Origin of the sequence: Chondromyces crocatus, from assembly GCF_001189295.1 — a bacterium.
Classification (GTDB): Bacteria; Myxococcota_A; Polyangia; order Polyangiales; family Polyangiaceae; genus Chondromyces; species Chondromyces crocatus.
The window spans coordinates 2,341,292-2,366,449 of record NZ_CP012159.1; the positions used below are offsets into that span (position 1 = coordinate 2,341,292).

Annotated in this window: 20 protein-coding genes; 12 read left to right on the forward strand and 8 right to left on the reverse strand. The window is 67.7% G+C overall.

The genetic code is table 11. The annotated features are described in order from the left end of the window. Positions 1–4: 4 nt before the first annotated feature. From CMC5_RS08740 to CMC5_RS08750, 3 genes are read left to right on the forward strand one after another with little or no spacing between them, the layout of a single operon-like run. Positions 5–601, forward strand: a complete 597-nt coding sequence (locus CMC5_RS08740; protein WP_245678358.1) for an SCO family protein — start codon at positions 5–7, stop codon at positions 599–601. 7 nt (positions 602–608) lie between these two features. Beyond that, a complete protein-coding gene (locus CMC5_RS08745; protein ID WP_082363421.1) occupies positions 609–1,349 on the forward strand; it encodes an SCO family protein in 741 nt (246 codons plus the stop codon). Beyond that, a complete protein-coding gene (locus CMC5_RS08750; RefSeq protein WP_156338374.1) occupies positions 1,322–3,055 on the forward strand; it encodes a cytochrome c/ABC transporter substrate-binding protein in 1,734 nt (577 codons plus the stop codon). Before CMC5_RS08745 ends, CMC5_RS08750 begins: the two co-directional genes overlap by 28 nt. Before the next feature lie 215 nt (positions 3,056–3,270). On the opposite strand, the gene CMC5_RS08755 is transcribed toward CMC5_RS08750, so the two are convergent. The 6 genes from CMC5_RS08755 to CMC5_RS08780 are packed head-to-tail and all read right to left on the reverse strand — an operon-like array spanning position 3,271 to position 10,187. After that, complete coding sequence (locus CMC5_RS08755) at positions 3,271–4,554, reverse strand: aspartate kinase (protein WP_245678359.1); 1,284 nt, start codon at positions 4,552–4,554, stop codon at positions 3,271–3,273. Between the two features lie 41 nt (positions 4,555–4,595). Next, a complete protein-coding gene (locus CMC5_RS08760) occupies positions 4,596–5,408 on the reverse strand; it encodes a class I fructose-bisphosphate aldolase (protein WP_050429970.1) in 813 nt (270 codons plus the stop codon). Between the two features lie 11 nt (positions 5,409–5,419). Further along, positions 5,420–6,781 carry a 3-dehydroquinate synthase II gene (locus CMC5_RS08765; protein ID WP_245678360.1) on the reverse strand — a complete coding sequence of 454 codons (1,362 nt, stop codon included), beginning with the start codon at positions 6,779–6,781 and terminating at the stop codon, positions 5,420–5,422. Positions 6,782–6,803: 22 nt separating this feature from the next. Further along, on the reverse strand, positions 6,804–8,000 hold the full coding sequence (locus CMC5_RS08770) for a phenylacetate--CoA ligase family protein (protein ID WP_245678361.1): 1,197 nt from the start codon (positions 7,998–8,000) through the stop codon (positions 6,804–6,806). 55 nt (positions 8,001–8,055) lie between these two features. After that, positions 8,056–8,814 (reverse strand): amidohydrolase family protein, encoded by a 759-nt coding sequence (locus CMC5_RS08775; protein ID WP_050429972.1) that lies wholly within the window; start codon positions 8,812–8,814, stop codon positions 8,056–8,058. A 35-nt stretch (positions 8,815–8,849) separates the two neighbouring features. Continuing rightward, complete coding sequence (locus tag CMC5_RS08780; RefSeq protein WP_050435797.1) at positions 8,850–10,187, reverse strand: phenylacetate--CoA ligase family protein; 1,338 nt, start codon at positions 10,185–10,187, stop codon at positions 8,850–8,852. 261 nt (positions 10,188–10,448) lie between these two features. On the opposite strand from CMC5_RS08780, the gene CMC5_RS08785 reads away from it, so the two are divergent. Both CMC5_RS08785 and CMC5_RS08790 read left to right on the forward strand, forming a co-directional pair. After that, complete coding sequence (locus tag CMC5_RS08785) at positions 10,449–11,144, forward strand: CPBP family intramembrane glutamic endopeptidase (protein ID WP_050429973.1); 696 nt, start codon at positions 10,449–10,451, stop codon at positions 11,142–11,144. A gap of 81 nt (positions 11,145–11,225) precedes the next feature. Continuing rightward, on the forward strand, positions 11,226–11,618 hold the full coding sequence (locus tag CMC5_RS08790) for an STAUR_1299 family protein (protein WP_050429974.1): 393 nt from the start codon (positions 11,226–11,228) through the stop codon (positions 11,616–11,618). Positions 11,619–11,659: 41 nt separating this feature from the next. Here CMC5_RS08790 and CMC5_RS08795 read toward each other — a convergent pair whose 3' ends face one another. Continuing rightward, positions 11,660–12,169 carry a cysteine hydrolase family protein gene (locus CMC5_RS08795; protein ID WP_050429975.1) on the reverse strand — a complete coding sequence of 170 codons (510 nt, stop codon included), beginning with the start codon at positions 12,167–12,169 and terminating at the stop codon, positions 11,660–11,662. Between the two features lie 107 nt (positions 12,170–12,276). On the opposite strand from CMC5_RS08795, the gene CMC5_RS08800 reads away from it, so the two are divergent. From CMC5_RS08800 to CMC5_RS08830, 7 genes are all read left to right on the forward strand, one after another. Then, positions 12,277–13,428, forward strand: a complete 1,152-nt coding sequence (locus CMC5_RS08800) for a LamG-like jellyroll fold domain-containing protein (RefSeq protein WP_156338375.1) — start codon at positions 12,277–12,279, stop codon at positions 13,426–13,428. A 116-nt stretch (positions 13,429–13,544) separates the two neighbouring features. After that, the gene (locus CMC5_RS08805) at positions 13,545–17,195 is read left to right on the forward strand and encodes a chemotaxis protein CheB (RefSeq protein ID WP_050429977.1); all 3,651 of its coding nucleotides are present in this window, start codon (positions 13,545–13,547) and stop codon (positions 17,193–17,195) included. Between the two features lie 85 nt (positions 17,196–17,280). Beyond that, positions 17,281–18,078 (forward strand): ABC transporter ATP-binding protein, encoded by a 798-nt coding sequence (locus CMC5_RS08810; RefSeq protein ID WP_245678362.1) that lies wholly within the window; start codon positions 17,281–17,283, stop codon positions 18,076–18,078. Beyond that, positions 18,072–20,198 (forward strand): ABC transporter permease subunit/CPBP intramembrane protease, encoded by a 2,127-nt coding sequence (locus CMC5_RS08815; RefSeq protein ID WP_245678363.1) that lies wholly within the window; start codon positions 18,072–18,074, stop codon positions 20,196–20,198. The genes CMC5_RS08810 and CMC5_RS08815 overlap by 7 nt, the downstream gene beginning before the upstream one ends. A gap of 58 nt (positions 20,199–20,256) precedes the next feature. Continuing rightward, positions 20,257–20,994, forward strand: coding sequence for an ATP-binding cassette domain-containing protein (locus tag CMC5_RS08820; RefSeq protein WP_050429978.1), 738 nt, complete (start codon positions 20,257–20,259; stop codon positions 20,992–20,994). A gap of 83 nt (positions 20,995–21,077) precedes the next feature. Next, a complete protein-coding gene (locus tag CMC5_RS08825) occupies positions 21,078–22,526 on the forward strand; it encodes a glycine betaine ABC transporter substrate-binding protein (RefSeq protein ID WP_082363422.1) in 1,449 nt (482 codons plus the stop codon). 199 nt (positions 22,527–22,725) lie between these two features. Beyond that, positions 22,726–24,234, forward strand: coding sequence for a tannase/feruloyl esterase family alpha/beta hydrolase (locus tag CMC5_RS08830; protein ID WP_063796515.1), 1,509 nt, complete (start codon positions 22,726–22,728; stop codon positions 24,232–24,234). A 26-nt stretch (positions 24,235–24,260) separates the two neighbouring features. Here the strand turns inward: CMC5_RS08830 and CMC5_RS08835 are convergent, their stop codons facing one another. Next, positions 24,261–25,094, reverse strand: a complete 834-nt coding sequence (locus CMC5_RS08835) for a phosphodiester glycosidase family protein (protein ID WP_169796484.1) — start codon at positions 25,092–25,094, stop codon at positions 24,261–24,263. Positions 25,095–25,158: the final 64 nt, after the last annotated feature.

Below are 25,158 nucleotides of genomic sequence, written 5' to 3' on the forward strand. Positions count from 1 at the left end.
GGCCATGGCGCTCGTTGCCGTCGCACTGACCGTCATCGGGCCCAGCTCCGCCCCGGCCGCGGAGAAGACGCCCCAGGTGGAGCGGACGAAGATCGGTGGGGTCACCCCGGCGGAGGAGGCTGCCGCGGAGAAGTACTTCGGCAACACCGAGCTGCTCGATCAGAACGGCCGCGCGCGGCACTTCTTCAATGATCTGCTGCGCCGGCGGAAGGTGCTGATCAACTTCGCGTTCACGTCGTGCTCGGGGGCGTGCCCGGTGATGGCGCAGAACCTGGTGCGGGTGCAGGAGCTTCTGCGGCAGCAGGGCGAGCAGGCGACGATCCTGACGATCACCGTCGATCCGGAGAACGACACGCCCGCCGTGCTGAAGCAGTACGCGGCGAAATACAAGGCCGGGCCGGGGTGGTTCTTCCTGACCGGGACACCGGAGAACGTGACGTCGGTGCTGGAGCGGCTGGGGGGCAAGGTGCGGCAGCCGTCGGAGCACACGGCGAAGCTGCTGATCGGAGACACGTCCACGGGGATGTGGGTGAAGACGGTGGCGACGGAGTCGCCGGAGACGATCGCTCACCTGGTGAAGCACCTGAACGATCCGAAGTGAGGTGGTCATGCGCGTTCATCGATCCGAGGCTCTCGTCGTGGTGGCTGCGCTCTGCACCGCTTCCAGCGGCTGCCGGGAGGAGCCTGCGCCGCTCGCTCACGCCGTGCCGCAAGCAGACGCGACGGAACCCTTCGAGGCGAAGGTGACCGTGGCGCCCGCGGTGGGGGTGGTGGTCCCGGACGAGGAGCTGCTGGACCAGGATGGTCAGGCGGTGCGGCTCCAGGAGCTTGCGCGGGATCGGGTGCTGGTCGTGAACTTCGTGTTCACGGCCTGCACCACGATCTGCGCGCCGATGACGCGCATCTTCGCGAAGCTGCAAGGGGAGCTGGGCGATGCGCTGGAGCGCGACGTGCGGCTCGTGTCCATCTCGCTGGATCCGGCGGTGGACACGCCCGAGCGCTTGACGCGGTTCGCGGAGCCGTACGAGCGGCGGAAGGGGTGGTCGTTCCTTACCGGGAGCCGCGAGAAGGTGTACCGGGTGCTCGATGGGCTCGGGGGGCGCGTGCCGATGCCGGCGCAGCACACGCCGGTGACGTTGATCGGGAGCGCAGGGAAGGGGCGCTGGACCCGGATCGATGGGATCGCCCCGCCCGAGCGGCTGGCCAAGGAGGTCCACGCCTACTTGCCTCCGGTGAAGGAGGTCCGCCATTTGTTGCCCTCGGTGAAGGCGGTCCGCGGCTTCTTGCCCTCGCGCGAGGAGGGGCTGGTGAAGGAGACGTGGTGGCGGTCGGTTCCCGTCGAGCCCTGAGCTGGCTGCTCCGGGGGGCGACCCTGGGGCTGTGCGCTGCCGCGTTCGCGGTGCCAGGGACGGCATCGGGGCCTGTGGCGTCCTCCGGGCGGGCCGAGGCGTCGTCGTGCGTCGATCTCTCGCCGTCGGCGCGTCGAGGTCGTCGGATCTTTCATCGGGGCATGACGGAGGGCGGGCGGCCCGTGGAAGGGGCCATCGTGGGCGGGGCGTCGATGCTCTCCGGTCGCGAGGCGGCCTGCGCTCGGTGTCACGGGTCCAGCGGGGAGGGAACCGAGGAGGGGGGGGTGAAGGCGCCGCCCATCTCGGCAGAGCGGCTCGCCACGGCCACGCGGGAGCGGGAGGCGGTTGACCGGGTGGCGCTCGCCCAGGTGGTGCGGGCGGGGCGGGTCGCCGGGGTCGGCGGGGCGCGTCTGCTCCACCCGGTGATGCCGCGTTACGCGCTGAGCGACGCGGAGTTCGAGGATCTCGCGAGCTACCTGCGGTGCGTGGGGCGCGATCTGGATCCCGGGGTGACCGAGGAGGTCGTGACGCTCGGCGCGGCCTTGCCGCTGTCGGGGCCGGTGGCGCCCGTTGGCCAGGCAGCGCGGGCGGTGATCGGGGCGGTGTTCGGTGAGGTGAACGAGAAGGGGGGGGTGTACCGGCGGCGCCTGGAGCTGGTGGTGGAAGACAGCGCTGGGGCCGGCGGTGAGGACGCGGCGACAACGCGCCTCCTCGAACGAGGGGTGCTGGCGCTGGTGTCGAGCGCGTGGAGCGGTGCTGCGGCGCTGGGCGCGCGTCTGGAGGAAGAGCGGGTTCCGTTGCTCGGGCCGCTGGGACACGGGGTGCTGCCTGGCGGTGAGGTGATCTTCCAGATCCAGCCAGGGCCCGATGTGCTGGCCCGGGTCGCGGTGGAGCACCTGATGGGCAGTGGGGCCGATGCGCTCGGCTTCGGAGGCGGGAAGGGCGCTGTCGGCGCGACAGGAGCGAGCGGAGGAGCCGCTGGCCGAACCGGAGCGCGCGGGGGAGCCGCTGGCCGTGCCGGAGCGCGCGAGGTGGACGTGCTGGTGGTGCACGCGAAAGGCTGGGCCGGTGAGGCGTGGGCCGAGGGAGCGCGCGTGGAGGCACGGCGCCGTGGGCTGCATCCGCCGGAGGTGGTGTCGTTCGACCCGGAGCGCTTCGACCCGGCCGCGATGGTCGAGGCCGTGCAGCGGCGGGGAAGCCAGGCGGTGCTGTTCTGGGGGCCCGGGGACGCGCTCGCGCGGTGTGCGGAGATCCGGTGGGGGAAGGGTGGGAACGGCGAGGTGGCCCTGTACGCGCCACTGAGCGCGGTGAGCGAGGACGGCGAGGTGCGGCGACGGGTCGGCGAGCGCGCCTTGTTGCTGTATCCGGGACCCGTCGGTGAGCAAGCGCGCGCGACCGGCGAGGCACTGCGCGCGTTCCTGAGCCGTGCAGGCGTCGAGCCGGAGGTGGCGCCCTCGGTGCAGGCGAGCGCCTATGCCGCGGCGAGGCTGGCCATCGAGGCGCTGAAGCGCGCGGGGGCGCACGCGACGCGCGAGCGGGTGATCACGGCGCTCGAAGCGGTGCGTGGGTTCGACGCTGGTCCCGTGCCGCCGGTGAGCTTCGCGAGGAACCGGCGCGTCGGGGTGATGGGGGCGTCGCTGCTGCGGCTGGATCCCCGGACGGGGGATGCTGTGCGGGCATCGGGCTGGATCGACGTGGTCCCCTGAGCGTGACGGGCCGAGACGTCGGCCGTTGCTGGACAGGACGAGCGTCGGGCCCGACGTGGAACATCGTGGACGTGCTCCACGAGAGGCGCCGGGAGGCGGGGGGCCCGTGTCAGCTCGACGCAGGTCTCGATGCCGTACGGGTGCGGTGGGTCAGGGGGCTGCTGTGAGGGGCGGAGGCCTCGTGAGGCCCCCGCGTCTCGAGAGGCGCTGGTGGGTCAGGCCGCCGTGCCGCTGCGGGCCACGAGCCGGGGCCCGCCGACCACGTCGGTCTGCCCGAGCCCGAAGGCTTCGTGGAGGATGCACACCGCCTTGTCCGAGACCGCCTCGTCCACGAGGCAGCTGATGCGCAGCTCGGTGACGACCAGGCCCGAGACGACGATCCCCTCCTGCGTCAGCGCCCGGTAAAGGCGGGCGGGGATCGACGGATCGGAGCGGATGCCGATGCCGACCAGCGAGACCCGGGCGAGGCCTTCGCTGATCCGGAGTTCGCCCGTCTTCAGGCTCGCGACCAGCGGATCCAGCCGCTGGCGCGCGCGCAGAAGATCCACCTCGGGGATGGTGAAGGCGATGTTGGTCGTGGTGTCCGCCTGGACCCCGCGGGCGTGGCAGAGCATGTCCACGCTCACGTTCAGCTCGGCGAGGAGGCTGGCCAGCGCCATGACCAGCTCCGGCTGTTGCTCCACCCCCACCAGCTCGACGCGCGCCTGCCCTCGCGCGCAGGCGAGGCCCGTCAGGACCTTGCCCTCGAGTGCTCGTTCACGGTTGACGATCCACGTCCCTTCTTCGTCGGTGAACGAGCTGCGTACGTGCACGGAAACGTCATATTTCATTGCTATCTCCACGCTGCGGACCTGGAGGACCTTCGCCCCCAGAGACGCGAGCTCGATCATGTCCTCGTATGCAATGGACCTCAGCTTCCGCCCGGTGGGGCAGACGCGTGGGTCGGCCGTGTAGACGCCGTCTACATCCGTGTAGATCTCACAGACATCGGCCCCGAGCGCTGCCGCCAGGGCCACCGCTGACGTGTCCGAGCCGCCGCGGCCCAGGGTGGTGATGTTCTGGCTGGCGTCGACCCCCTGGAACCCCGCGACCACGGGAATCTGCCCGTGGCCGAGGGCTTCGCGGAGGGGACCTTCTTCCACCCAGAGGACGCGCGCCTTGGTGAAGGAGCTGTCGGTGAGCACCGGGACCTGATGTCCCAGCACCGAGCGCGCGTGCCCGCCCGCCGCGTGGATGGCCATCGCGGTGAGGGCGACCGAGACCTGCTCGCCCGTCGCGATCATCACGTCGAGCTCCCGGCAATCCGGGAGCGGGGCGAGCTTGTGCGCGAGGGAGAGGAGCCGGTCCGTCTCTCCGCTCATGGCGCTGACGACGACCACGACGTCGTCACCAGCGCGCTGACTCTCGAGCGAGATCTGCGCCACCCTGCGGATTCGCTCGACGTCGGCGACCGAGGAGCCGCCGAACTTCTTGACGAGCAGGCGACGGCGCGCGGGCACGCCCGTGCGCTCGCTCGATGCTCCGACGGACCGGAGGTTTCTCACAGGGTGGCCTCCCCGTCGGCCCCTGCCATGCGGTGGGACGCGCCGTCACCCATGACGATCTTCTGGAGCCGGGTCAGCGTGGAGGTCACGTCCTGGCGCTGGAAGATGTTGCGGCCGACGCAGAGGCCGGTCGCGCCATGGGCGACGATCTCACGCGCCATGTCGAGGACCTCGTCCTCGGAGCGCATCGCGCCGCCCGCGAAGAACACCGCTGTGTGCTCTCGGACGCCCTGGAGGAGCAGCGGGACGTGCGCTTTGTGGGTAGGCGCCGCCAGCTTCAGCGCGTCCGTCCCCAGCTCGACGCAGGCGCGCACCAAGTGGCGCTGTCGTACGAGCCGCTGCTCCTCGTCGCAGGTGACCTTGTCGTAGAGCATGGTGAGTACCGGCATGCCGTAGCGCCGCGCCTCGTCGACCAGCTCGCCGAGTTCGCTCAGGTTGTGGGCGTCGTTCTTCCCGTCGAAGTTGAGCTGCAACGACACGGCGTCGGCGCCGAGCCGGAGCGCGGACTCCACCGACGTCAGCCGTTCTTTGCGGTCTGGATCGGCGGAGAGCGACATCATGCCATTGAGGTGGATCATGATGCCCTTGCCCCGGAGCAGGCCGAGCCGACCGAGCCGCTCGACCATGCCCTTGTGAGCGATGATCCCGGTGATGCCGGGGTGACCGATCCAGCGCGCCACCTGCTCCGCGCTGTCGAGACCCTCCACCGGACCGATCGTCAGCCCGTGATCGATGGGAACGATGATCCCGTGACCCGAGCGCCGATCGAGGAAACGCGACCAGCGGATCTGCTTTGCAACTCCATCCATGGAAGCGCCTTTCAGGTTTCGATGATGTGCTCGTCGACCTTGATGCCCACGTGCCGTCCCGGGGCCGCGACGTGGCCGAGGACCTTGTGACCCGCCCGCAGCTCCGTGATGTTGAGCGGCTTGGCGTCGTCCGAGAAGATGCGCACGTGCCAGTCGTCCTGCATGATCACGTTGATGCGTTCGCCATTCTGGAACTCGGACTCGATGAGGCGCAGCGGGCGGACCTCCGTCTTCATCCGGCCGACGCTGCCGCGGCGGGTGGCACCATTCTGGTCGACGAGCATGATCTGCGACCCAGCGCGGAGTTCGCTCATGTAATCGGTCCGGTTGCCATAGTTGTAGACATAGCTGTGGACCGCGCCTGCATTCACCCGGAACGGGCGGAGTTCCATGTACGGCAAGAAGAAGACCTCCGGACAGCAGAGGATTCCGCCCTGCGAGGTGGAGCCCACGAGCATCCCCTCCGTCGGTGAGAAGAGCGTAGTGGTGTCGATGCAGCTCCGGTAGCCCATGCCAATCGGCACGCTGCGAATGATGGTGGCGACCTCGATCTTGACCGCGCTGCGATCGAGGCGTCCGAGGCGGGACATGAACTCGCCCAGCGCGTCGTGCGAGCGCGGCGAGAACATGACGCCATCCGCCCCGACTTCCATGACGCCGAGGGTGACGATGGCGTCGTCGACGTCCGTGGCGGTGCTGATTTCCTTGATGAGCACCGTGCGCGTCGCCTGGAGGGTGGCAATCACCAGCTCGAGCGGGATGTTCGTGGGGTCGCGGAAGCGGACCATCAGGTACGCGTGACGGCTGCCCTCGCGAATGGACTCGTGCAGGCTCGAACCGTCGTCCACGTAGGCGCGGTAGCAGGTCGCGTGCCCTCGCTGCGCCGCCTGATCGAGCACGGAGACGTCGTGGCTGGCGATGACGAGATCCTTGCCGGCTTGCGCCAGAGCGCCAAGGCGGCTCAGGTCGTCCATCTTCTCCGCGTGGTAGACCTTGAGCATCCGCGGCGGAATCGCCGGCGCCACCGCGGCCACGTTGCCCGGGTAGAGGACGATGCCGGTGTACGAGAGGTTCACCACCCGCTCGATCATGCCCTCGTATTCGTCCGGGGTGGCAATGCCTGCGGTGTCGTACCAGACGACGAGCGACGTCTGTTCCTCGACGCGGTTCCTGTCGCCATCGAGACGATCCAGCCGGATGCGCTCGCGCTTCGCCATCGAGACGGCATCGTTGATCCCCTTGGCGTGGGTGGTCGAGGCGCCGCCATTGCCCTGGGTCGCGCCGCCATGGGTGCCGTGAGAACCATTGCCATGATGATGGGAGCTGCCGTTGGTGCTGTGCGAGCTGCCATTGCTGGTCGATGAGATATTCATGATGAGAACGTTCTCCTGTATTTCAGCCCGGAGCCCCGATGTGCTCGCGGTTGACGTAAACTGGCTTCGCAGACATTCCGAACGCGATCGGCTCTCTCCGATCATAAAGAGTCCCCTTGGGGACGAGCTCCACCTCCAGCCGGGTCCCGTGAGCTTGCTCCAGTCGCCAGAGCAAATCGGGATCGATTTTGTCCTCTTCTCGTTCGCGTTCCACCACGAATCTCAGCTTCTCGTTCGTGGGGGTGACTCGCCAGAATCGTCGGCTCGGGAGCTCGGCGACAATGGCTTCCAGGGTCCATTGATCGAATGGGCGCCGTCCGATCCAGAGCGTGTCCGCCGCCCGCCCACGAATCTCCACCGACGCGCTCTCACCGCACGTGCAGGGCTCCTCGAGGCGCCTGCATCGATCGCCCGTCAGGTAGCGAATCATGGGCATGGCGCGCGGGGTGAGCGACGTGACGACGAGCTCCCCCAGCTCACCCGGCGGCACCTCCTTCTCGAGCCGCTCATCAAGTATCTCCATCAGAAACTGGTCCTGCCAGGGGTGGAGACGCCGCGCACGGCAGTCCATGGCCTGAGGGCCTGTCTCGGTCATCCCGTAGTTGTCGTAGACGGGGATGCCCCATATCTCCTCGAGCAGCTCTCTCCGTGATGGGGAGAGCGGCTCGCCAGCACAGCAGATGGCGCGTAAACGAGGGAAATCTCGCCGGGGATCGAGCCCGGACATCTCCGCCATCTCGGCAATCATCACGGCTGACAGAGAGAGGGTGGCGAGCACCGTGATGTCGAGCCTCCGGAGCAGCTCCACCACCCGCGGCAGCGGCGTGATGGTGGTCCGGCTGTCGGCAGGGACCACGCACGCCCCGGCGTGCTGCGCCGCTGCGTGGACGAAATGTCCAATGCTGGACAGGGCATAAGGGAACCGGATCAGGACCCGCTCTCCTCGCTGAAAGCCGACACCCCACCGCGCGAACCTCTCGCGGATCTCCGACAGGTCGCGGTGGGTATACCAGGCGGAGACGGGTTCGCCCGTGGTCGCCGAGGATTCGTGGTATTGCGACAGATCTTCTCCAGGGACGCACAGCATCCCGTGTGGTGATTCTCTGCGCACGTCCTCCTTGGTGAGGAACGGGATCCGACGGAATTCGTCCATCGAGCCGAGATCCCGGTCCGGCAGCCGGCCGCGGTAGAATGCGGAGCCGCGCGCGTGGCGCAGCATCTGGTTGATAGCCTCGAGTCGCTCTGACGCCATCATGGACTCACCCCCGCGCAGCTCACGAGCATCCGATGCGGAGCAGGTGGCGAATGTTTCCGCCCAGGATCTTGTCGCGTTCACCACTCGAAATGGGGAGCAGGAGGAGCTTCTGCAGCTCCACCACCGGGTGGGACAGAGGAAATTCGGAGCCGAAGATCACCTTGCTCGCCCCCGCTCGTTTCACGGTCTCCGCAATGTGCAGGTAGCTCCCCAGTGACGTCTCCAGGTACAGGTTGTCGAGGCGTGTGGCGGCGGCTGTGGCCTCGCTGTCGGCGGGGCCTGCGCCCATGTGCTCCAGGATGAACGGCGTGTTCGGGTGCCGTTCTGCGAGCCGCACGTAATCGGCGGTGTTGGCGCCTGGCCGGAACGCCACGTGAGAGCAGACGGTCGCGCCGTGGGCCGCGCAGACCTCCATGAGCGGCGCGAGGACGTCGTCACCGAAGCTGAACTTGTGGACGAGGGGGGTGACCATGAGGCCGCGGAAACCCTGGCGGAGATACCGCTCCAGGGTCTCCGGGGCCGTCTCGGTGCAAGGATCGACGCAGGCGAAGCCGTGGAGCCCGCCGCTGAGGCCGAGGCCCCAGTCGACGTACTCGTTCTTCGGCACGAGGTCTGGCTTCAGTTGGCCGCTGATGTAGGCGCCCATCTGCCGGACGTCGAGCATGCCGCCCGGGCTGACGACGCCCTGGGCGATGCCGCCCTGTGCGAGCTGCTGCAGGTACAGCTCGGCGGAGCCGTAGCTCGTCGGCGACACGTGTGCGTGCGCATCGATGATCATCGATCCCCTCCTCCCCAGCTTCGGTTGTTAAGGTGTCAACTGCGGACGACGCGTGCGGCTTTCACGGTCGGGCGGGGCATGCGTTCGACGATCTCCATCTCGAAGGGCAGGCCAGTGGCATGCTCCATCTTGCCGGCGAGCACATCGGCGAGGCCGGGGTGGTGCTTGGCGCCGCGAGAGAGTTCGCACCGGACCTTGATGCGAGACTCGTCGCACGTCGGCATGATCAGCTCGAACCAGTTGCCGACCTCCGGCATCCGGAGCAGATGCTCCTCCAGGTAGATCGGCGAGAGCGCACGGCCGCGGAAGCGGATCTGGTCGAAGGCGCGGCCTCTCAGGAAGAACCTGGGCATCTGGGCGCCACAGGCGCACGGGGAGAGGTCGAAGACGCCGAGGTCCCCGGTGCGGAACCGGAGCACCGGGCTGTCATAGCGCAGGAGAGAGGTGACGACGATCTCGCCGGGATCTCCTGCAGCCGACGGCTTGCCGGTGAGCGGGTCGACGAGTTCCATGGCGACGTGCGCCTGTGGGACGTGATAGCCATTGTGCTCGTCGCACTCGATGCCGAGGACGCCGCATTCGAGGGAGCCGTAGAAGAAGCTGGCTTTGGTACCCCAGAGCCGTTCGACGCGCTGCCGGAACGAAGGGGAGCACCCCTCACCCGTGAGCCAGATCTTCTTGAGTTTCAGCGCGGCCAGGTCGAGCGAGGCGTGCTCGGCTTCCTCGGCCAGCGTGATCGCCCAGGAGGGGCTGGTGACGATGACCGTGGGGCGCAGGTCCTTCATGACCTTGATGGTCTTGGCAGGGGTCGAGTAGGCGCCTCCCTTGCCTGCCGGGATGACCGTCGCGTGGTAGCCTTCCATGAACGTCTTGTGGAAGGAGAGCCCCGCGGTGCTCATCTCGTAGGGCAGCGCATTCATGCAGATGTCGCCTGGGCCGATCGGGAAGAGGCGCGGATAGCGAGGCGCGAGATCATGGAGGATGTAATCACTCCACGTGGACACCATGTAGAGTTCCTGGCCGCCCGTGGTGCCCGTGGAGACCTGGATGAGGGCGATGTCCTCCTTGTCGCAGGTCAGGAGCAGGTACGGGTCCTGGCGCAGCTCGTCCTTCGTCAGGAAGGGGAGGCGAGCGAGATCGCTCGTGCGCTTGATGTCGGCGGGGTCGACCCCCGCCGCGTCCATCTTCCCGCGGTAGAAGCTGGACTTGTCATAGGCTCGCCGCACGATGGCCCGTAGCGATTCCGACTGGAAAGCGTCCAGCACGTCGTGCGGCATTCGATCTGCTTGCTCCACGCTCGAGAGATAGCGGGAGAGGGCGGGAGCCATCTGCATGGCTTGCAATGTCTGCTCGAAGAGGGATCGCCTGCGCATGGTCGTTTTTCCGGGCGCCGGGGGGGCCTCGCCCATGCTTCCTGCATGGTGGCACACGCCTCATCCATGCGCCATCGAGCGTGATTGGATCGCCGGTGCAGGTGACAGCGGGCGCGTGATTGAGATACGACCCGGTCGCGCGTCGGGTCGACCTGAGCGTCAATGGTTTCTGTCCCGCCGTGTACTTCTGGGGGGACACCGTGCCGGGCGCAACGTTGTCCTCCGGCAGGCACGTTGTGGTAGCTCCGTGGGCCGAAACTCATGACGCAGGACGACGCTGTCGCAACGGGCGCCCGCTTCCCTCAAGGAAGCCGGGCTCATCTTCTCCACGCCCTCAGTCTGGTCGCTCTTTGCGCCGGCCTCGCCGTCGGGAGCACGCTGCTCGCGCGGACCTTCTACGGAGGTGATCTGGGGCTGCTCAGTGGCTCCCCTGCGTCGTTCGCTGCCCTCGGCGCGCAGGTGGCGCTGGTGGTGGTGATCGGCTGGGGCTGGTTGCTGCGCTTCGGCCGGGTGAGCCTCCGAGATCTGGGGTTCAGGGATCTCTCGGTGAAGCAGCTGCTGCTCGGGATCGCAGCCGTCGTTCCGAGCCTCGTCTGCATCGGGTCGATGCTGACCATGGTGGGAATGACCCCACCGGCCTTGCTGGACGCCATCCTGGCCCAGCCGTGGCAAGCGCGGCTGCTCTGTCTCGGCGTGGGGCTGGTCACCGCAGTGGCCGAGGAGAGCGTGTTTCGAGGCTACCTGCAGCCTTCACTGGCGGCGCGGCTGGGGATGGCGGGGGGCGTGATCGGGACGGCGCTGCTGTTCTCGATGATCCACCTCTCCCAGTCGTGGGCCCAGGTGGCGAGCCGCTTTCTGCTGGGGCTGATCTTCGGGTTGCTGCGGGGTGGGGACCAGCCACTCTGGGCGCCTGTGATTGCTCACACGCTGGTGTGGGTGGTGATTGGGCCGGTCTGATGCGGATGACCAGGAGAGGGCTCCGCCGTCCGGCCATGGCGGCGCATGGTGGGTCGACGATTCTGGGGTAGGGTGCAGGTGATGAAGTTCGAGCTGTCTTCGCTCCTGGGGCGGGCTTTTCAGGTTGCACCGGCCGCGACGGCCACGGCGACGCTGGCGGAGATCCGGCAGCAGCGTGGAGGTCGAGAGGCTCGGATCCGCGGTTACGAGGTGGTGGTCCCCGAGGCCGCTGATGGGGCCTGGTTCGAGGCCGGGCTGCTCCGGCCGCTGGTCTATTTCTGCGAGTCGTCTCGGGCGCCGCTACCCGCATGCGCGGGGGTGTTCGTGGCGTTGTTCTCGGGAGACTCCCTGTACTGCGTGGATGCCGCGGAGGTGATCCATTTCGGCGCCGAGACCCTGGAGGTCGACGTGGATGTGCTGGTGCAGCGCTTCGGTACGGGTGAAGTGCGCCACGCGCTCCGGGGAGAGGACTGAGCCGGGCTAGCGGCGCGCCACGAGGGCCGAAATCGAGGCGATCAGGAGGGCTTGTGGAGGAGGCCCATCCAGCCTTCGAGCGCGCCGTACGACACCACGTCGCAGATCTCTTGGACGAGGCGGATGCGATCGGGATGAGGGCTGGCGATGCCGCCCCGTAGCAAGGCGGCGGGCCATCCCCACTCGCGGGCGCCACGGAAGGTGTCGAGGACGCAGAACTCGGCGCAGAAGCCGCAGAGGATCAACATGTCGACGCCGCGGTCGCGGAGCTGTCGATCCAGGTCGGTCTTCCAGAAGGCGTTGCCGGAGCGCTTGTCGATGCGCAGATCGTCCGGCCTCGCGGCGATGCTCGGGTGCAGGGCGAAGGCCTCGGTGCCAGGAACGCGGGGCTCCTCGACATCGGAGACGATGACGACGGGAGCCTCCGCTTTGCGGAAGAGAGCGATGGCGCCATTGATGTACTCGACGGCAGCATGCAGCGAAGGGGTCGCCGGGGAGCCGTCGGCGAAGAACTCGTTCTGCATGTCGATGACCAGCAAGCCCAGCTTCATGGGCGCATGGTGGAGCCCTCGTGTCCGCATGACAAGCGGTTCGGCGGGCGCTCGGAGCCGTGGTAGCGTCGAGGGACCTGGCTCGGCCCGAACCCGGAGAGAGCGACATGATGCTTCGAAGAATGCGCGCACTGGAGGTGACCTTCGTCGGCGCAGGCCTCTTGCTGCTGGCTGCCGTGGGATGTGGCTCCTCGGACGAGCCCACGCGACCGGGTGAGACGAGCAGCAGCGTCGGGGGACAAGGGGGACAAGGCGGCGAAGGTGGGGGGCAGAGCGGTGGTGGAAGCGGGCAGGGAGGGAGCGCCGGGGGCGGGCTCGGTGGCCCATCCTGCACGCCGGGCGCGGTCATCGCTTGCTACTCGGGGCCTCCGGAGACGATCGGGGTGGGCATCTGCACGTGGGGGCAGGCGACCTGCCACCCGGATGGCAGCGGTTACGGGCCCTGCGAGGGCGAGGTCTTGCCGCGGGAAGAGGTGCCCGGCGACGCGGTGGATGACGATTGCGACGGGACGACGGTATCGGTCGGCGAGAGCCTGGTGGCCCGTTATTACATCAACGAGGATCCAGCGCTGGGGGTGACCGAGATCCAGGACACCTCGTCCCAGCCGCTGGCGCTGACGATCAGCAACCCGAACCCGCAGGCGCCGGTGCTCTCCGTGGCCGCCGACGCCGAGGGGCGCCGCGGCCTGGTGTGGACGACCGCAGGCACCGCAGCGACCGCATCGGCGATCATGTCGGGTACGAAGGTGCAGACGCGGCTGAACGGGAACCAGGCGTTCACGATCGAGCTGGTCGCGCGCATCGAGGGCATCGTGAACTTCTCGCGCCTGGTCTTTCTCGGCCGCTCGGAGGCCGGGCAGAATGCATATGACGCGCTGGTCTTTCGCTTCGACAATGCAGGCCGACTCCAGGCGTACATCGAGGGGTCGAGCGTGGGGCGCTGGGAGTACGATTACGTCAATGTGGGGCGAGCGGTGTATCACCTGGTCGTCGACAGCGTGCAGCCGCTTGCCGACATGCGTCGCCGTCTGTACGTCAATGGTGTCCACGTGCCTTCGGTCGAAGCGAACGCTCCTGCCCAGTTCTCCAACGTGAACCTGGCGACGAGCAACGTGTTCTCGATTGGCGGGCGTCCCTCGGGCACCCACTCCATCCGCGGGATGATCTTCTACGTGGCCCTCTACGAGACGGCGCTGGCCGTGGCAGATCTCCAGGCGAACGTGCAGGTCCTGCTGGGCGACGACGATACGCCTCCTTGAGCGGTGTTTGCAGGCGCGCTTGCCTTCTCTTTCCGATACCCGCAGGATGACGCCACGCGGACGTTCCTGGGACACGGACGTTCCTGGGACACGAAGGAGCGACGAGGGGAAGACCGATGCCCGAACCGAGCGACTCGGGAGATGCACCGCTGCCGACGGTGGACACCGAGCCGGAAGAATTGCCCCCCCGTGATTTCCTGGTGGGTATCGGCTCGTCGGCCGGCGGGCTGGAAAGCCTGAGCGCCCTCTTCTCCACCATCTCGCCCGATCTCGACATCCCCTATGTCGTCGTGCAGCACCTCTCTCCGACGCATCGGAGCTTGCTTGCTCAGCTGATCGGTCGCGAGACGTCGATGCGGGTGGTGGAGATCGAGGATCAGGTCATCCCCGAGCCAAATACCGTCTACATCACCCCGGCGAACTGGAACCTGATCTACCGCGATCGCCGTCTGCATCTCATCGAGCCGGTCAAGGAGGTGTCACCGAAGCCCTCGGTCAACTTGTTCTTCACGTCCCTCGCCGAGCAGAAAGGCGAAGACGCGGTGGGGATCATTCTGTCCGGGACCGGCTCCGATGGCGCCAGTGGCATCCGAGCCATCAAGGCGGCGGGGGGCTTCACCTTCGCGCAGGAGCCCAGCTCGGCGCGGTACAACGGCATGCCCCAGGCCGCGATCGATACCGATCTCGTGGACTTCGTCCTCTCCCCCGAGGAGATGGCCAAGGAGCTAGCCAGCATCGCGCGCTCGAGGGGTCTGATCCGGTTGACCCGGCAGGAAGTTCCTTCGAGCTTGAAGACCTTGCTCGGGCGTGCCCGGCAGCGGACCAAGATCGACTTCTCCGATTACAAGGAGACCACCGTCTCGCGGCGGATCGAGCGACGGATGGCCGCGAACCACGTGCGCTCGCTCGAGGAATACCTGGCGCTCACTGCCGAGCGTCCCGAGGAGCTGGATCGGCTCAGCAAAGACATCCTGATCTCGGTCACCGCCTTTTTCCGCGATCGTGAGCCTTTCGCGGCGCTGCGCCAGGTGCTGACGCGGATCGTCCGTGGAAAGGCAGAGGGGACCGAGATACGGGTGTGGGTGCCCGGTTGCGCGACTGGGGAGGAGGCGTACTCGATCGCGTTTCTGATCTCTGATCTGCTGGGGCCGCGGGTGAAGCGCTACAACGTGCAGATCTTCGCTACCGATCTGGACGAGGACGCCCTGTCCGTGGCGCGTAGAGGGCTGTACTCGGCGACGGCGGTGGCCGACGTCGATCCCGATCTGGTGTCGCGCTACTTCACGGTCCGTGGTGACCAGGTCGAGGTCTCCAAATCCGTCCGGGAGATGGTGCTCTTCGCGCGGCAGGATCTGGTGCAGGACCCGCCGTTCTTGCGGCTGGATCTGGTGAGCTGCCGCAATTTGCTCATCTACTTCAACGCCACGCTGCAAGCGCAGGTGCTGTCGACGTTCCACTACGCCCTGGCGCCTGGAGGGGTGCTCTTCCTGGGCAAGAGTGAGAGCATCCTGCCGCACCAGGGCCTGTTCGAGCCGCTTCACAAGGAGGGAAAGCTGTTTCGTCGGGGTAGCGCGCAGGTGATGCCGACGCTTCGTTCCATCAGCGCCTTCGCTTCGGCGCGCGAGCCGCGTAGCCCTGCGCCGTCGAGGGATCGCAGGCCCGAAGAGCGGCTACTCGCTGCGGCAGCCGCTGCATACCTGCCTCCCAGCTTGCTCGTCGACGGGGCGCTCGACATCCAGTACGCGCACGGCGATGTCAGCGGGTTGCTGGAGTTCCCTTCGGGGCGACCCAGCCACAACGTGATCCGAGCCGTCCGCAAGGAGCTGCGCGCCGAGGTGCAGATGCTCATCTACCAGGCCCGCCAGCGAGGTGCTCCTGCGCACGGGACGCCTCGCACGCTGCCTGGTCCGGGCGACGGGCGGACGATCCGGGTCTCGGTTCACCCGGCTCATCTGGACGAGGCGGGGCGTCCGGAAGGCGGGGGGGCTCCTGGGCGTGGTGGCGCGGAGCGTGGGAGACGCTCGGAGCCGGAGCTGTTTCTCGTGAGCTTCGAGCCAGCGAACGCGCGGGCCACCGTGCTGACGGTGGAGGACATCGCCGAGAACGACCAGCTCGCGCTGCGGACCATGCACGACGAGCTGGCCACCACCCGCGAGCACATGCAGACGCTGGTGGAGGAGCTGGAGACCTCGAACGAGGAGATGCAGGCCTTGAACGAGGAGATGCAGGCCTCGAACGAGGAGCTGCAGTCGACCAACGAGGAGCTGGAGACGGCCAACGAGGAGCTGCAGTCGACCAACGAGGAGCTGACCACCGTCAACGAGGAGCTGCAAGTCAAGGCAGCCCAGCTCACCGAGGCGAACACCGACCTCGAGAACATCCAGTCGAGCACCGACCTGCCCATCCTGGTGGTCGATGAGCACCTTCGGGTGACCCGCTTCAACGAGGCGGCGGCGCGCGCGTTTACCCTCCGGCCGAGCGCGTTGATGCGCAGCGTGACGGAGGTCACCTTCGAGCCCACTTTCGAAGACGTCGCAGAGAAGATCCTCCGTGTGATCCGTGAGCGGCGGACCCACGAGGAGCAGCTCGGCGATCTGCGCCAGTTCGTCCACGTTCGGATCTCGCCCTACTTCACGACGGCGCGGCTCGTGCGCGGTGCGGTGCTCACCTTCCTGGATACGACCAGCCTGGTCGTCGCCGAGTGGGGTCTGCGCGAGAGCCAGGACCGCCTGCTCGCGGTGATGAACAACTCGGTCGCCGTCATCACGGTGAAGGACGTCGCGGGCCGGTACGAGTTCGTCAACGCAGGGTTCGAGATGCTCACCGGGGTGTCCGCAGCGTCGGTGCTCGGAAAGTCCGACGAGCAGGCCTTGCCACCCGCGTTCGCCGAGGCGTTCCGGGAGCGCGAGCTGGAGGTGATTCGACGTCGCCAGCCGATCACCTCGGAGGACTCGCTGCCGGTGGGGGGCAAGCGGCGCTGGTATCTGGCCGTCAGGTTCCCGCTCTTCGGTCCGGATCAGGTGGTCAACGCGGTGTGCACGCAGCTCACCGACATCACCGAGCGCAAGGAGATCGATCGCGTGAAGAGCGAGTTCATCTCGCTGCTGAGCCATGAGCTGCGCACGCCGCTCACCTCCATCCGGGGCTCGCTCGGACTGATCGCCGGCGGCGTGGCCGGAGAACTCGCGCCGCGTGCGCGGGAGCTGGTCGAGAACGCCCTCGGTAACACGGAGCGGATCTCCCGGCTGGTGAGCGACATCCTCGACATGGAGCGGATCGGCTCGGGGAGGCCTGGCTTCTCGGCCGAGCGACAGGAGGTGGCGCCCATCCTCGACCAGGCGCTCCTCTTCGCCGAGGAGCTGGGGCGGGAGCACCGGGTGAGGTTCCTACTCGCCGAGCCAGCGCGGGGCGCCATGGCGCGGGTGGACGGTGAGCGCCTGGGGCAGGCGGTGGAGAATCTGCTGTCGAACGCAGCGAAGTTCTCGCCACCTGGTGACGATGTGCTGGTCTCTCTCGCTCGTCGTGAAGGGGGGATGCTCAGGATCAGCGTCACGGATCGAGGCCCCGGGATCCCCGAGTCCCTTCGTGGCAGGGTCTTCGAGCGGTTCATCCATACCGAGATCACCGAATCGCGTCGCAAGGGGGGAAACGGGCTGGGGCTGGCGCTCGCGAGGGCCATCGTCGAAGCGATGGGTGGGAAGATCGGCTTTCACCCGAATCCACAAGCTGGCACCACGTTCTACATCGACCTGCCCGAGGTGACCTGAGCCCTTCCGACGGCCGTCTTCTCCGTGTTACCAACATCGCGGTCATGACGGACATGCAGGTCTTCCCCACGGTGCGGGTCACGCCTTGAGCGCCCCGCTGGACGATGGTGGCGCCGCTCCGACGCTCGAAGCAGAGCAGCTCGTGAAGCGCTTCGGTGCCGTCGCGGCCGTGAGCGGTGTCGATGTGCGGGTCCGTGCGGGCGAGGTGGTCGGCTTGCTCGGTCCAAACGGCGCCGGGAAGACCACGACCCTGCGGTTGCTCGCGGGCATACTCTCCCCCACGTCGGGACGCGTCCGGATCGGCGGCGTGGATCTCGCCGCGAACCCGCTCGAAGCGAAGCAGCGCATCGGCTTTCTCTCGGGGGACACCCAGCTCTACCAGCGGCTCACCCCGCGCGAGGTGCTGCGCTACTTCGGACGTCTGTACGGGATGGCCCCGGCGCGCCTGGAGCAGCGCATCGAGGTGCTGGTCCAGGATCTCGAGATGGGGGAGTTTGCCTCGCGTCCCTGCGGGACCCTGTCCACGGGTCAGCGCCAGCGCGCCAACATCGCTCGGGCCTTCCTGCACGAACCGGAGCTGCTCATCCTCGACGAGCCGACGAACGCGCTCGATGTGCTGAGCGGCCGCTTCATCGTCGAGTCGATCCGGCGTGAGCGGGCTGCGGGGCGGGCCATCTTGCTGTCGACCCACGTGATGAGCGAGGCAGAGTACCTCTGCGATCGCATCGTGCTCCTGCACGAGGGCCGGGTGGTGGACGCGGGGACCCTGACCGAGCTGCTGGAGCGTACGGGCCAGAAGAACCTGACCGATGCGTTCCTGCATCACGTGGAGCGCCGGCGTGAGCCGCGAGGCGCCGCCTCGAGCGAGGGCGAGCCATGCTGAGGTTCTCGATCGTCTGGACGATCCTGTGCAAGGAGCTCCAGGAGACGCTGCGGGACCGGCGCACGCTGTTCCGGCTGATCCTGCTGCCCGTGATTCTCTATCCGATCTTCGCGATCGGCATCAGCAAGCTGCTCGGGAGCGAGTCGGCGGCGCGCGCGGCGCGTCCCTCGGTGGTGGCTGTCTGGGGGCGGCTGCCTGCCTCTTTCGAGCAGACACTGAAGGAGACCAAGCGCATCGAGATCCAGCCCTGGGCAGGGATCCCCGAGGCGCTGCGGCGGGACTTTGCCGAGAAGACGCTCGAGCCGCCCCCCTATCCCGACGCTGCCGAGCGGGAGGAGGACGAGGAGGCGGAGGCCACCAGCAAGATCGCGACCCAGTGGACCGAGCCCGACAACGAGGTGTTGCTCGCCGCCCGAGCGGCGCTCTCCCGCCACGAGGTGGACGTCGTGGTGGTCGCGTGGAGCGACTTCGCGCCGGCCGTGGAGCAGAACCGGCAGGGGCAGGTCTCCATCTACTTCGACTCGGTGCGACCCGACTCCACCACGGCGCGCAACCGCCTCGACGCCGCCGTCACCCGCGCCCGAAAGGTGATCCGGGAAGAGCGAGAGGTCCGCGCTGGCGTCCCGTCGGGCTTCTCGACCCCCATCGAGCTGCTGTTCCGCAACGCAGCCCCCGAGCGCCGTCGGGTGGGTCAGATCCTCGGCTCGATGATGCCGATGATGCTGATCTTGATGTCGCTCCTCGGCGCCTTCTTGCCAGCGATCGACCTGACGGCCGGTGAGAAGGAGCGCGGCACGATGCAGACCCTGCTCTGCGCGCCGGTGCGCCCGCTGGAGATCATCTGGGGGAAATTCCTCGCCGTCTGGTGCATCGCCGTGCTCACCGCGCTGGCGAACGTCATCAGCCTCGCGTTCACGGTGCGTCGCCTGTTGCCCACCGTGGAACACGTGGCGCCGAGCGTTTTTCTGCTCACCTTCGTGCTGCTCGTGCCGGTGACCTTCCTGTTCTCCGCCCTGTTTCTCGCGCTCGCCGTGTTCGCGCGGGACTTCAAGGACGGCCAGAACGCGCTCATGCCGGCCACCTTGCCCCTCACGTTGCTCGCAGGGGTCGCTTCCCTCCCCATCGTGGAGCTGAATCCCTGGACCGCGCTCGTCCCGGTCCTGAACATCGCCCTCCTGATCAAGGCGCTGTTCCTGGGTGACGTGACGTCGCAGCTCATCTTCTGGTCGCTCTTTTCTTCCACGATCTACGCAGCCCTCTCCTTGCTGCTCGCGGCGCGCATCTTCGGTCGAGAGCAGGTGTTGCTCGGCGGTCGGGAAGGCGCCCGTGAGCTGCTCGGTCTGGAGAGGCGCGACGGGGGGGAGCCGAGCGCGGCGTTTTCGCTGACGTCGCTGGGGATCATCCTGGTGGTGGCCTATTACGGCAGCCTGGCCGTCATGCAGCTCGGCATTGCCGGTCAGCTCCTGTCCACGCAGCTGGGGATGTTCCTGCTCCCCACGCTGCTCCTCGTGCTCGGCTTCGGCTACTCGGCCCGGGAGACCTTCGCGCTGCGTCTGCCGCCGCTGGGTGGCCTCCTGGGGGCATTCCTCGTCGGGATCTCGGGCTGGGTGGTGATTGCCGGGCTCGTCGTGCGCTTCCTGCCGCCGCCCGACGAGCTCGCGCGCGAGCTGAGCAAGGCGATCCTTCTCGATGGCGCGCCGCTCTGGTGGGTCTTGCTGCTCACGGCAGTGATGCCCGCGGTCTGCGAAGAGCTGCTCTTCCGCGGCCTTCTTTACTCGGGCCTGCGCCGGTTCGGACCCGCCCTGGCGATCGGCGTCTCGTCGCTCCTGTTCGGTCTCGCCCACGGCTCGGTGTTTCGCCTGCTTCCCACCCTGTTGCTCGGGGTCGGCATGGGGTACGCGCGCTACCGTACGGGCTCGATCGCCGCGGGGATGCTGATTCACATGCTGAACAACGGCATTGCTGCGAGCTTGCTCTACTTCATGCCGGAGATGGTCGAGGCGTCGGAGGACGTTCCCTGGAGCGCGACAGCCGTCGGCGTCGCGGTGTACATGGCCGGGATTGCCTTGCTTCAGGGCTCTCGAACGGAGGAGCCGAAGGCGAGCGTTCCCGCCGTCTGAGCGGGACGAGTGCGAGACGAGGTGCCCGCATAGCCCGGGCCATGGGAGATGACGGGGGATGCTGGAGGCGCGAGCGATCTGCAAGAGTTACCGCGGCCAGCCCGTCCTGCATCCGCTGAGCGTTTCGTTCGAGGCAGGGCGCACCACGGCCCTCATCGGCCCCAGTGGGTGCGGCAAATCCACGCTGCTGCGCATCCTGATAGGCCTCGTCAGTGCGGATCGAGGAGAGGTCTTCGTCGCGGGTGAGCGGTTCACGCCCGAGAGCGCGCGCCGCCTGCGCCATCGCATGGGCTATGTCATCCAGGAGGGCGGCCTCTTTCCGCACCTGTCCGCTCGCGATAACGTCACGCTCCTCGCCTCTCACCTGGGCTGGTCGGCCGAGCGGATGGCGGAGCGCATCGCGACGCTCCGCGCACTGGTCCGGCTACCCGAGGAGGCCCTCGCGCGATTCCCCGGTCAGCTCTCGGGTGGCCAGCGCCAGCGTGTGAGCCTCATGCGCGCGCTCATGCTCGATCCCGAGGTGCTGCTCCTGGACGAGCCGATGGGGGCCCTCGACCCGATGATCCGGGCCGAGCTCCAGGCAGACCTGAAGGAGGTCTTTGCCGCGCTGGGCAAAGCCGTCGCCCTGGTGACCCACGATCTGGGGGAGGCTGCCTACCTCGCACACGAGATTCTCCTGCTCCGCGAAGGACACGTGATCCAGCGAGGCTCCTTCGACGAGTTGCTGAAGGCGCCAGCCGACACCTTCGTGACCCGCTTCGTCCAGGCGCAGCGCTGGCCCGAGGAGAGCCCGTGAAGCTCTCTCGAACCTCGCGAAATGCGCGTGCCATCTGGTGGCTCCTCGCCGCGCTTTGGTTCCTCGCACTCCCGACGACGGCGATGGCCGCGCCCGTCCGCGTCGGCTCCAAGGCGGACACGGAGGCGGTGATCCTGGGAGAGTTCTGCGCGGCCTTCCTCCGCGCCTCGGGCATCGACGCCGTCTACCGACGCGACCTCAATGGCGGGACCCAGGTGCTCTGGCGGGCCCTCCAGCAAGGCGAGATCGACCTCTACCCCGAGTACACGGGCACCCTCTCCCGCGATCTCCTCCATGACGCGCAGCTCACCACCACGGCGGCCCTCCGTGCCCGCCTCACGCCCCTCGGGCTCGGGCTGACGGAGCCGCTCGGCTTCGAGAACAACTACGCCATCGGCGTCCGTGAGGAGCGGGCCACGGCCCTCGGCCTCACCCGCATCTCCGACCTGCAGGGCCATCCATCGCTGCGCTTCGGCTTCAGCCACGAGTTTCTCGACCGCCCGGAGGGATACCCGGGTCTCCGTGCGGCGTATCAGCTCCCGCAGACCAGCGTCTCCGGCCTCGATCATGACCTCGCCCTCAGGGCCGTGGTCGATGGCGCCATCGACGCGACCGACGTGTACACCACCGACGCGGAGATCGCCCTCCACCGCCTGCGCGTGCTCGACGACGATCGACGGCATTTCCCCCGCTACGAGGCGGTCCTGCTCTACCGGGATACCCTCTCCCCGGAGGCCCTTGCGGCCCTGCGCTCCCTCGAAGGCCGCATCTCTCGCGACGCGATGATCCAGCTCAACGGCCGCGCCAAGCTGAACAAGGAGCCCGAGGCGCAGGTCGCCGTGACGTTCCTCCGTGAGACCCTCGGCGTCGGCGACGCGAGCGCTTCGACGGCCGGACGCCTCCCGCAGATCGCCCAGCGCACCCGCGAGCATCTCACCCTCGTCGGCATCTCGCTCTTCTTCGCCGGCCTTCTCGGCCTCCCTCTGGGTCTTCTCGCCGCCCGCCGTCCTCGCTTCGGCCAGGCTGTCCTCGGTTTGCTCGGCGTCGTGCAGACCATCCCCTCGCTCGCGCTGCTCGTCTTCGTGATGCCCCTCCTGGGCATCGGGACCGCGCCTGCGGTGGTCGCTCTCTTCCTGTACAGCCTGCTTCCCATCGTCCGCGGCACCGCCACGGGCCTGCTCGACATCCCGCTCTCGCTGCGGGAGTCGGCTGAAGCCTTGGGACTTTCGAGCTGGGCGTCCCTCGCGCGCGTCGAGCTTCCGCTGGCCACCCGATCCATCCTCTCGGGCATCAAGACTGCGGCCGTCATCAACGTGGGGACGGCGACGCTCGGCGCGCTCATCGGGGCGGGAGGCTACGGCCAGCCCATCCTCGTGGGCATCCGTCGAGACGACCTCGCCACCATCCTCGAAGGCGCCATCCCGGCGGCGGTGCTCGCGCTCGTCGTCCAGGGCTGCTTCGAGATCCTGGAACGACGCTTGCTGCCCAGCGGCTTGAAGGCTCCGAGCAAACAAGAGGACGTCTCCACGTGAGCCTGCTTCGCACGCGACGTTCACACGATCTCCGCCGCGTCGTGCGGACGGGCCTCGCGCCTCGTCGCGCGCTACATGCAGCGTCTCGACTTCACGATCAAAGAGGAGACTTCGTATGCCCTACCATGCCGCTGTTCGAACCACGCAGAGCCACCTGCCGTCGCCGTCGTGCACGCGCCCTCTTCGCAAAGCGAGGACCATGGGACTCCGCCTCTTCGGCATGAGCATGCTGGCGTTGCTCCTCTCCGCCTGCGGCGGCAGCGAGGGGAACGAGGCGACCCCTCCCGAGCCGTGCAGCGGCTTGAAAGGCCGAACCTTCGGTGAAGGGATCGTCGACGAAGCGACCTCGAGCAATGGGGAGTGCAAGGTGAACGGCTCGATCCGCACCGACTTGCGCTTCCAGATTCACCTCCCGGACACCTGGAACAAGAAGCTCGTCTTCGGTGGAGGGGGCGGCTGGGATGGGATGATCCTGCCGTTCACCTACTCCCCTTCCACGTCCGGTGGATACGTGCTGGTCTTTTCGAACGGCGGACACGAGTCTGACGCCGCGGTCCCTCCATTCGACGCCTCGTTCGCGCTGAACAACCCTCAGGCGAGGGAGGATTTCGCCTACCTCTCCAGCCACGCAACACTCCTGGTGGCTCGAGACATCGTCCGTGCCCATTACGGAGAAGCCCCGGCCCGCAGCTACTTCGAGGGCTGCTCCAACGGCGGACGCGAAGCCCTGATGCAGGCCACGCATTTTCCCGAGGACTACGACGCCATCGTCTCCCGCGCTCCGGCCTACGATTTCACCTCCTTGTTGCTCGCGTTCCTGAACAACGCCAAGCAAGTTCGCCACACGGCCGGTGGTGCGCTCGACGTGGTGAAGCTGAGGCTCCTCTCGAATGCCGTGCTCCAAGCGTGCGACGCGCTCGATGGACTCGAGGACGGCATCGTCAGCGATCCCGCGCGCTGCACCTTCGACCCTGCGGCTCTTCGCTGCGCTCCTGGGACCGAGGGAAGCGACTGTCTCACCGACGCTCAGATGGACACGGTGGCCACCGTCTATTCGCCGTACGTATTGAACAATGGAACCACGCTGTACCCAGGCTGGGGACCTGGAGGAGAGAGCAACGCGGATGGGTGGCCCATGTGGCTGGGCACGAGCGCCACCACACCCATGGCCGGTCAGCATGTGCTGGCCGAGGGGCTGGTCAAGTACTGGCTCATGGAGGAGCCGGACTACGACGTGTCCACGTTCGTCCCGGAGGAGCACCTCGACCGGATCGCCGCAGCGTCGGCGATGCTCGATGCCACCCCGGATCTCGCTGCCTTTTTCGCGGCGGGTCGCAAGCTGATCCTCGCCCATGGCACCACGGACTGGGCGATCAGCTACAAGAGTTCCATCGATTATTTCGAGGAAGTCTCAGGTGCCGTGGGAGGCGCCGCGGTGCGCGATGCATCCATGGAGTTCTTCCTTCAGCCTGGGGTGCAGCACTGCCAGGGAGGTGACGGACCCGACGTGATCGATCTTCTCGAAGCTGCGGATCGCTGGGTGGAGGCGGGCGAGCGCCCCTCCGCGCAGGGCTTGATCGCGGAGAAGCGCGATGGTGGCGGTGAGCCTACGCTCCGCCGGCCGCTGTGCCCGTATCCGACGTTCCCCCAGTACAAAGGCAGCGGTGACCCTGCCTCCGCCGACAGCTTCTCCTGCGTGGCTCCCTGAGCCGCGTCTCCGGGCTCGACGGTCGATCAGGGGGCGAGCGGCCTGGCGAAGACCCCCAGGTGATTCGCCACGGGCCGCTCTCGACCCGGGATCCGCGAGTGGACGGGGGTGTTGAGTGCCTCTGGCTTCCCGCCTTGCCCAGCGATCACCAGGGCCGTCGAGCCTCCCCCATCCAGCAGCGCGGCGTCGTGCCCCCCGTGCCGCTCGATCAGGGCCACCAGCTCGGCAAGCCCCATCCCCACGCTGTAGTTCGGTTGCCGCCCGTCCACGGCGACCAGGAGGAGTCGTTGGCGATCGCGGTCCAGGGCCACTGCGCTGCGCGGGTGAGGGTCCCGCGCGAATGCCGTGTCGGCGACGCGAGGCTCCCCTCGTTCGAGCAGCATGATGCCGGAGATGGCCTCGTCGTGTTCCCCGAGAGCAGCGTCGAAGGCCACGCCACGGTCCTGGCTCAAATACAGTGTTCGCGGGCGTGGGTTGCGCCGCTCACGGGAGTACACCACCCCGCTGGACGCCGCCTCGCCGTCGACGGAGACCGGGTCGCCGCTGTGAGGATAGTAGTCCCAGGGCCAGTTGGACCACCACGGCTCGAAGAAGTCCCCATTGAGGGCGATCTGGACGCCGAACTCGCTCAGGAACGCCGACGTCGTACGGCCAATCAGAGGGCGACTCAAGGCGGGGTCACCCGGGGTCACAAGGAACCCGATGCCGGGCGCTCTCAGGTCGATCGCAACCACGTGGGCGATGCTCGGCCGCGGGGATTCGCTCACCTCCCGCGTGTAGACGACCCCCTGGAACAGCAGGCGTTGCGTATTCGCTGGTCGTGTTCGGTGGGTGTACGCGAAGTACAGGAGACCGGTCACGAGGAGGAGCCCGAAGAGAGCGCCGGCCGCGGTCCGAAGTGAGCGCGCGATCCTCCCTCGTCGC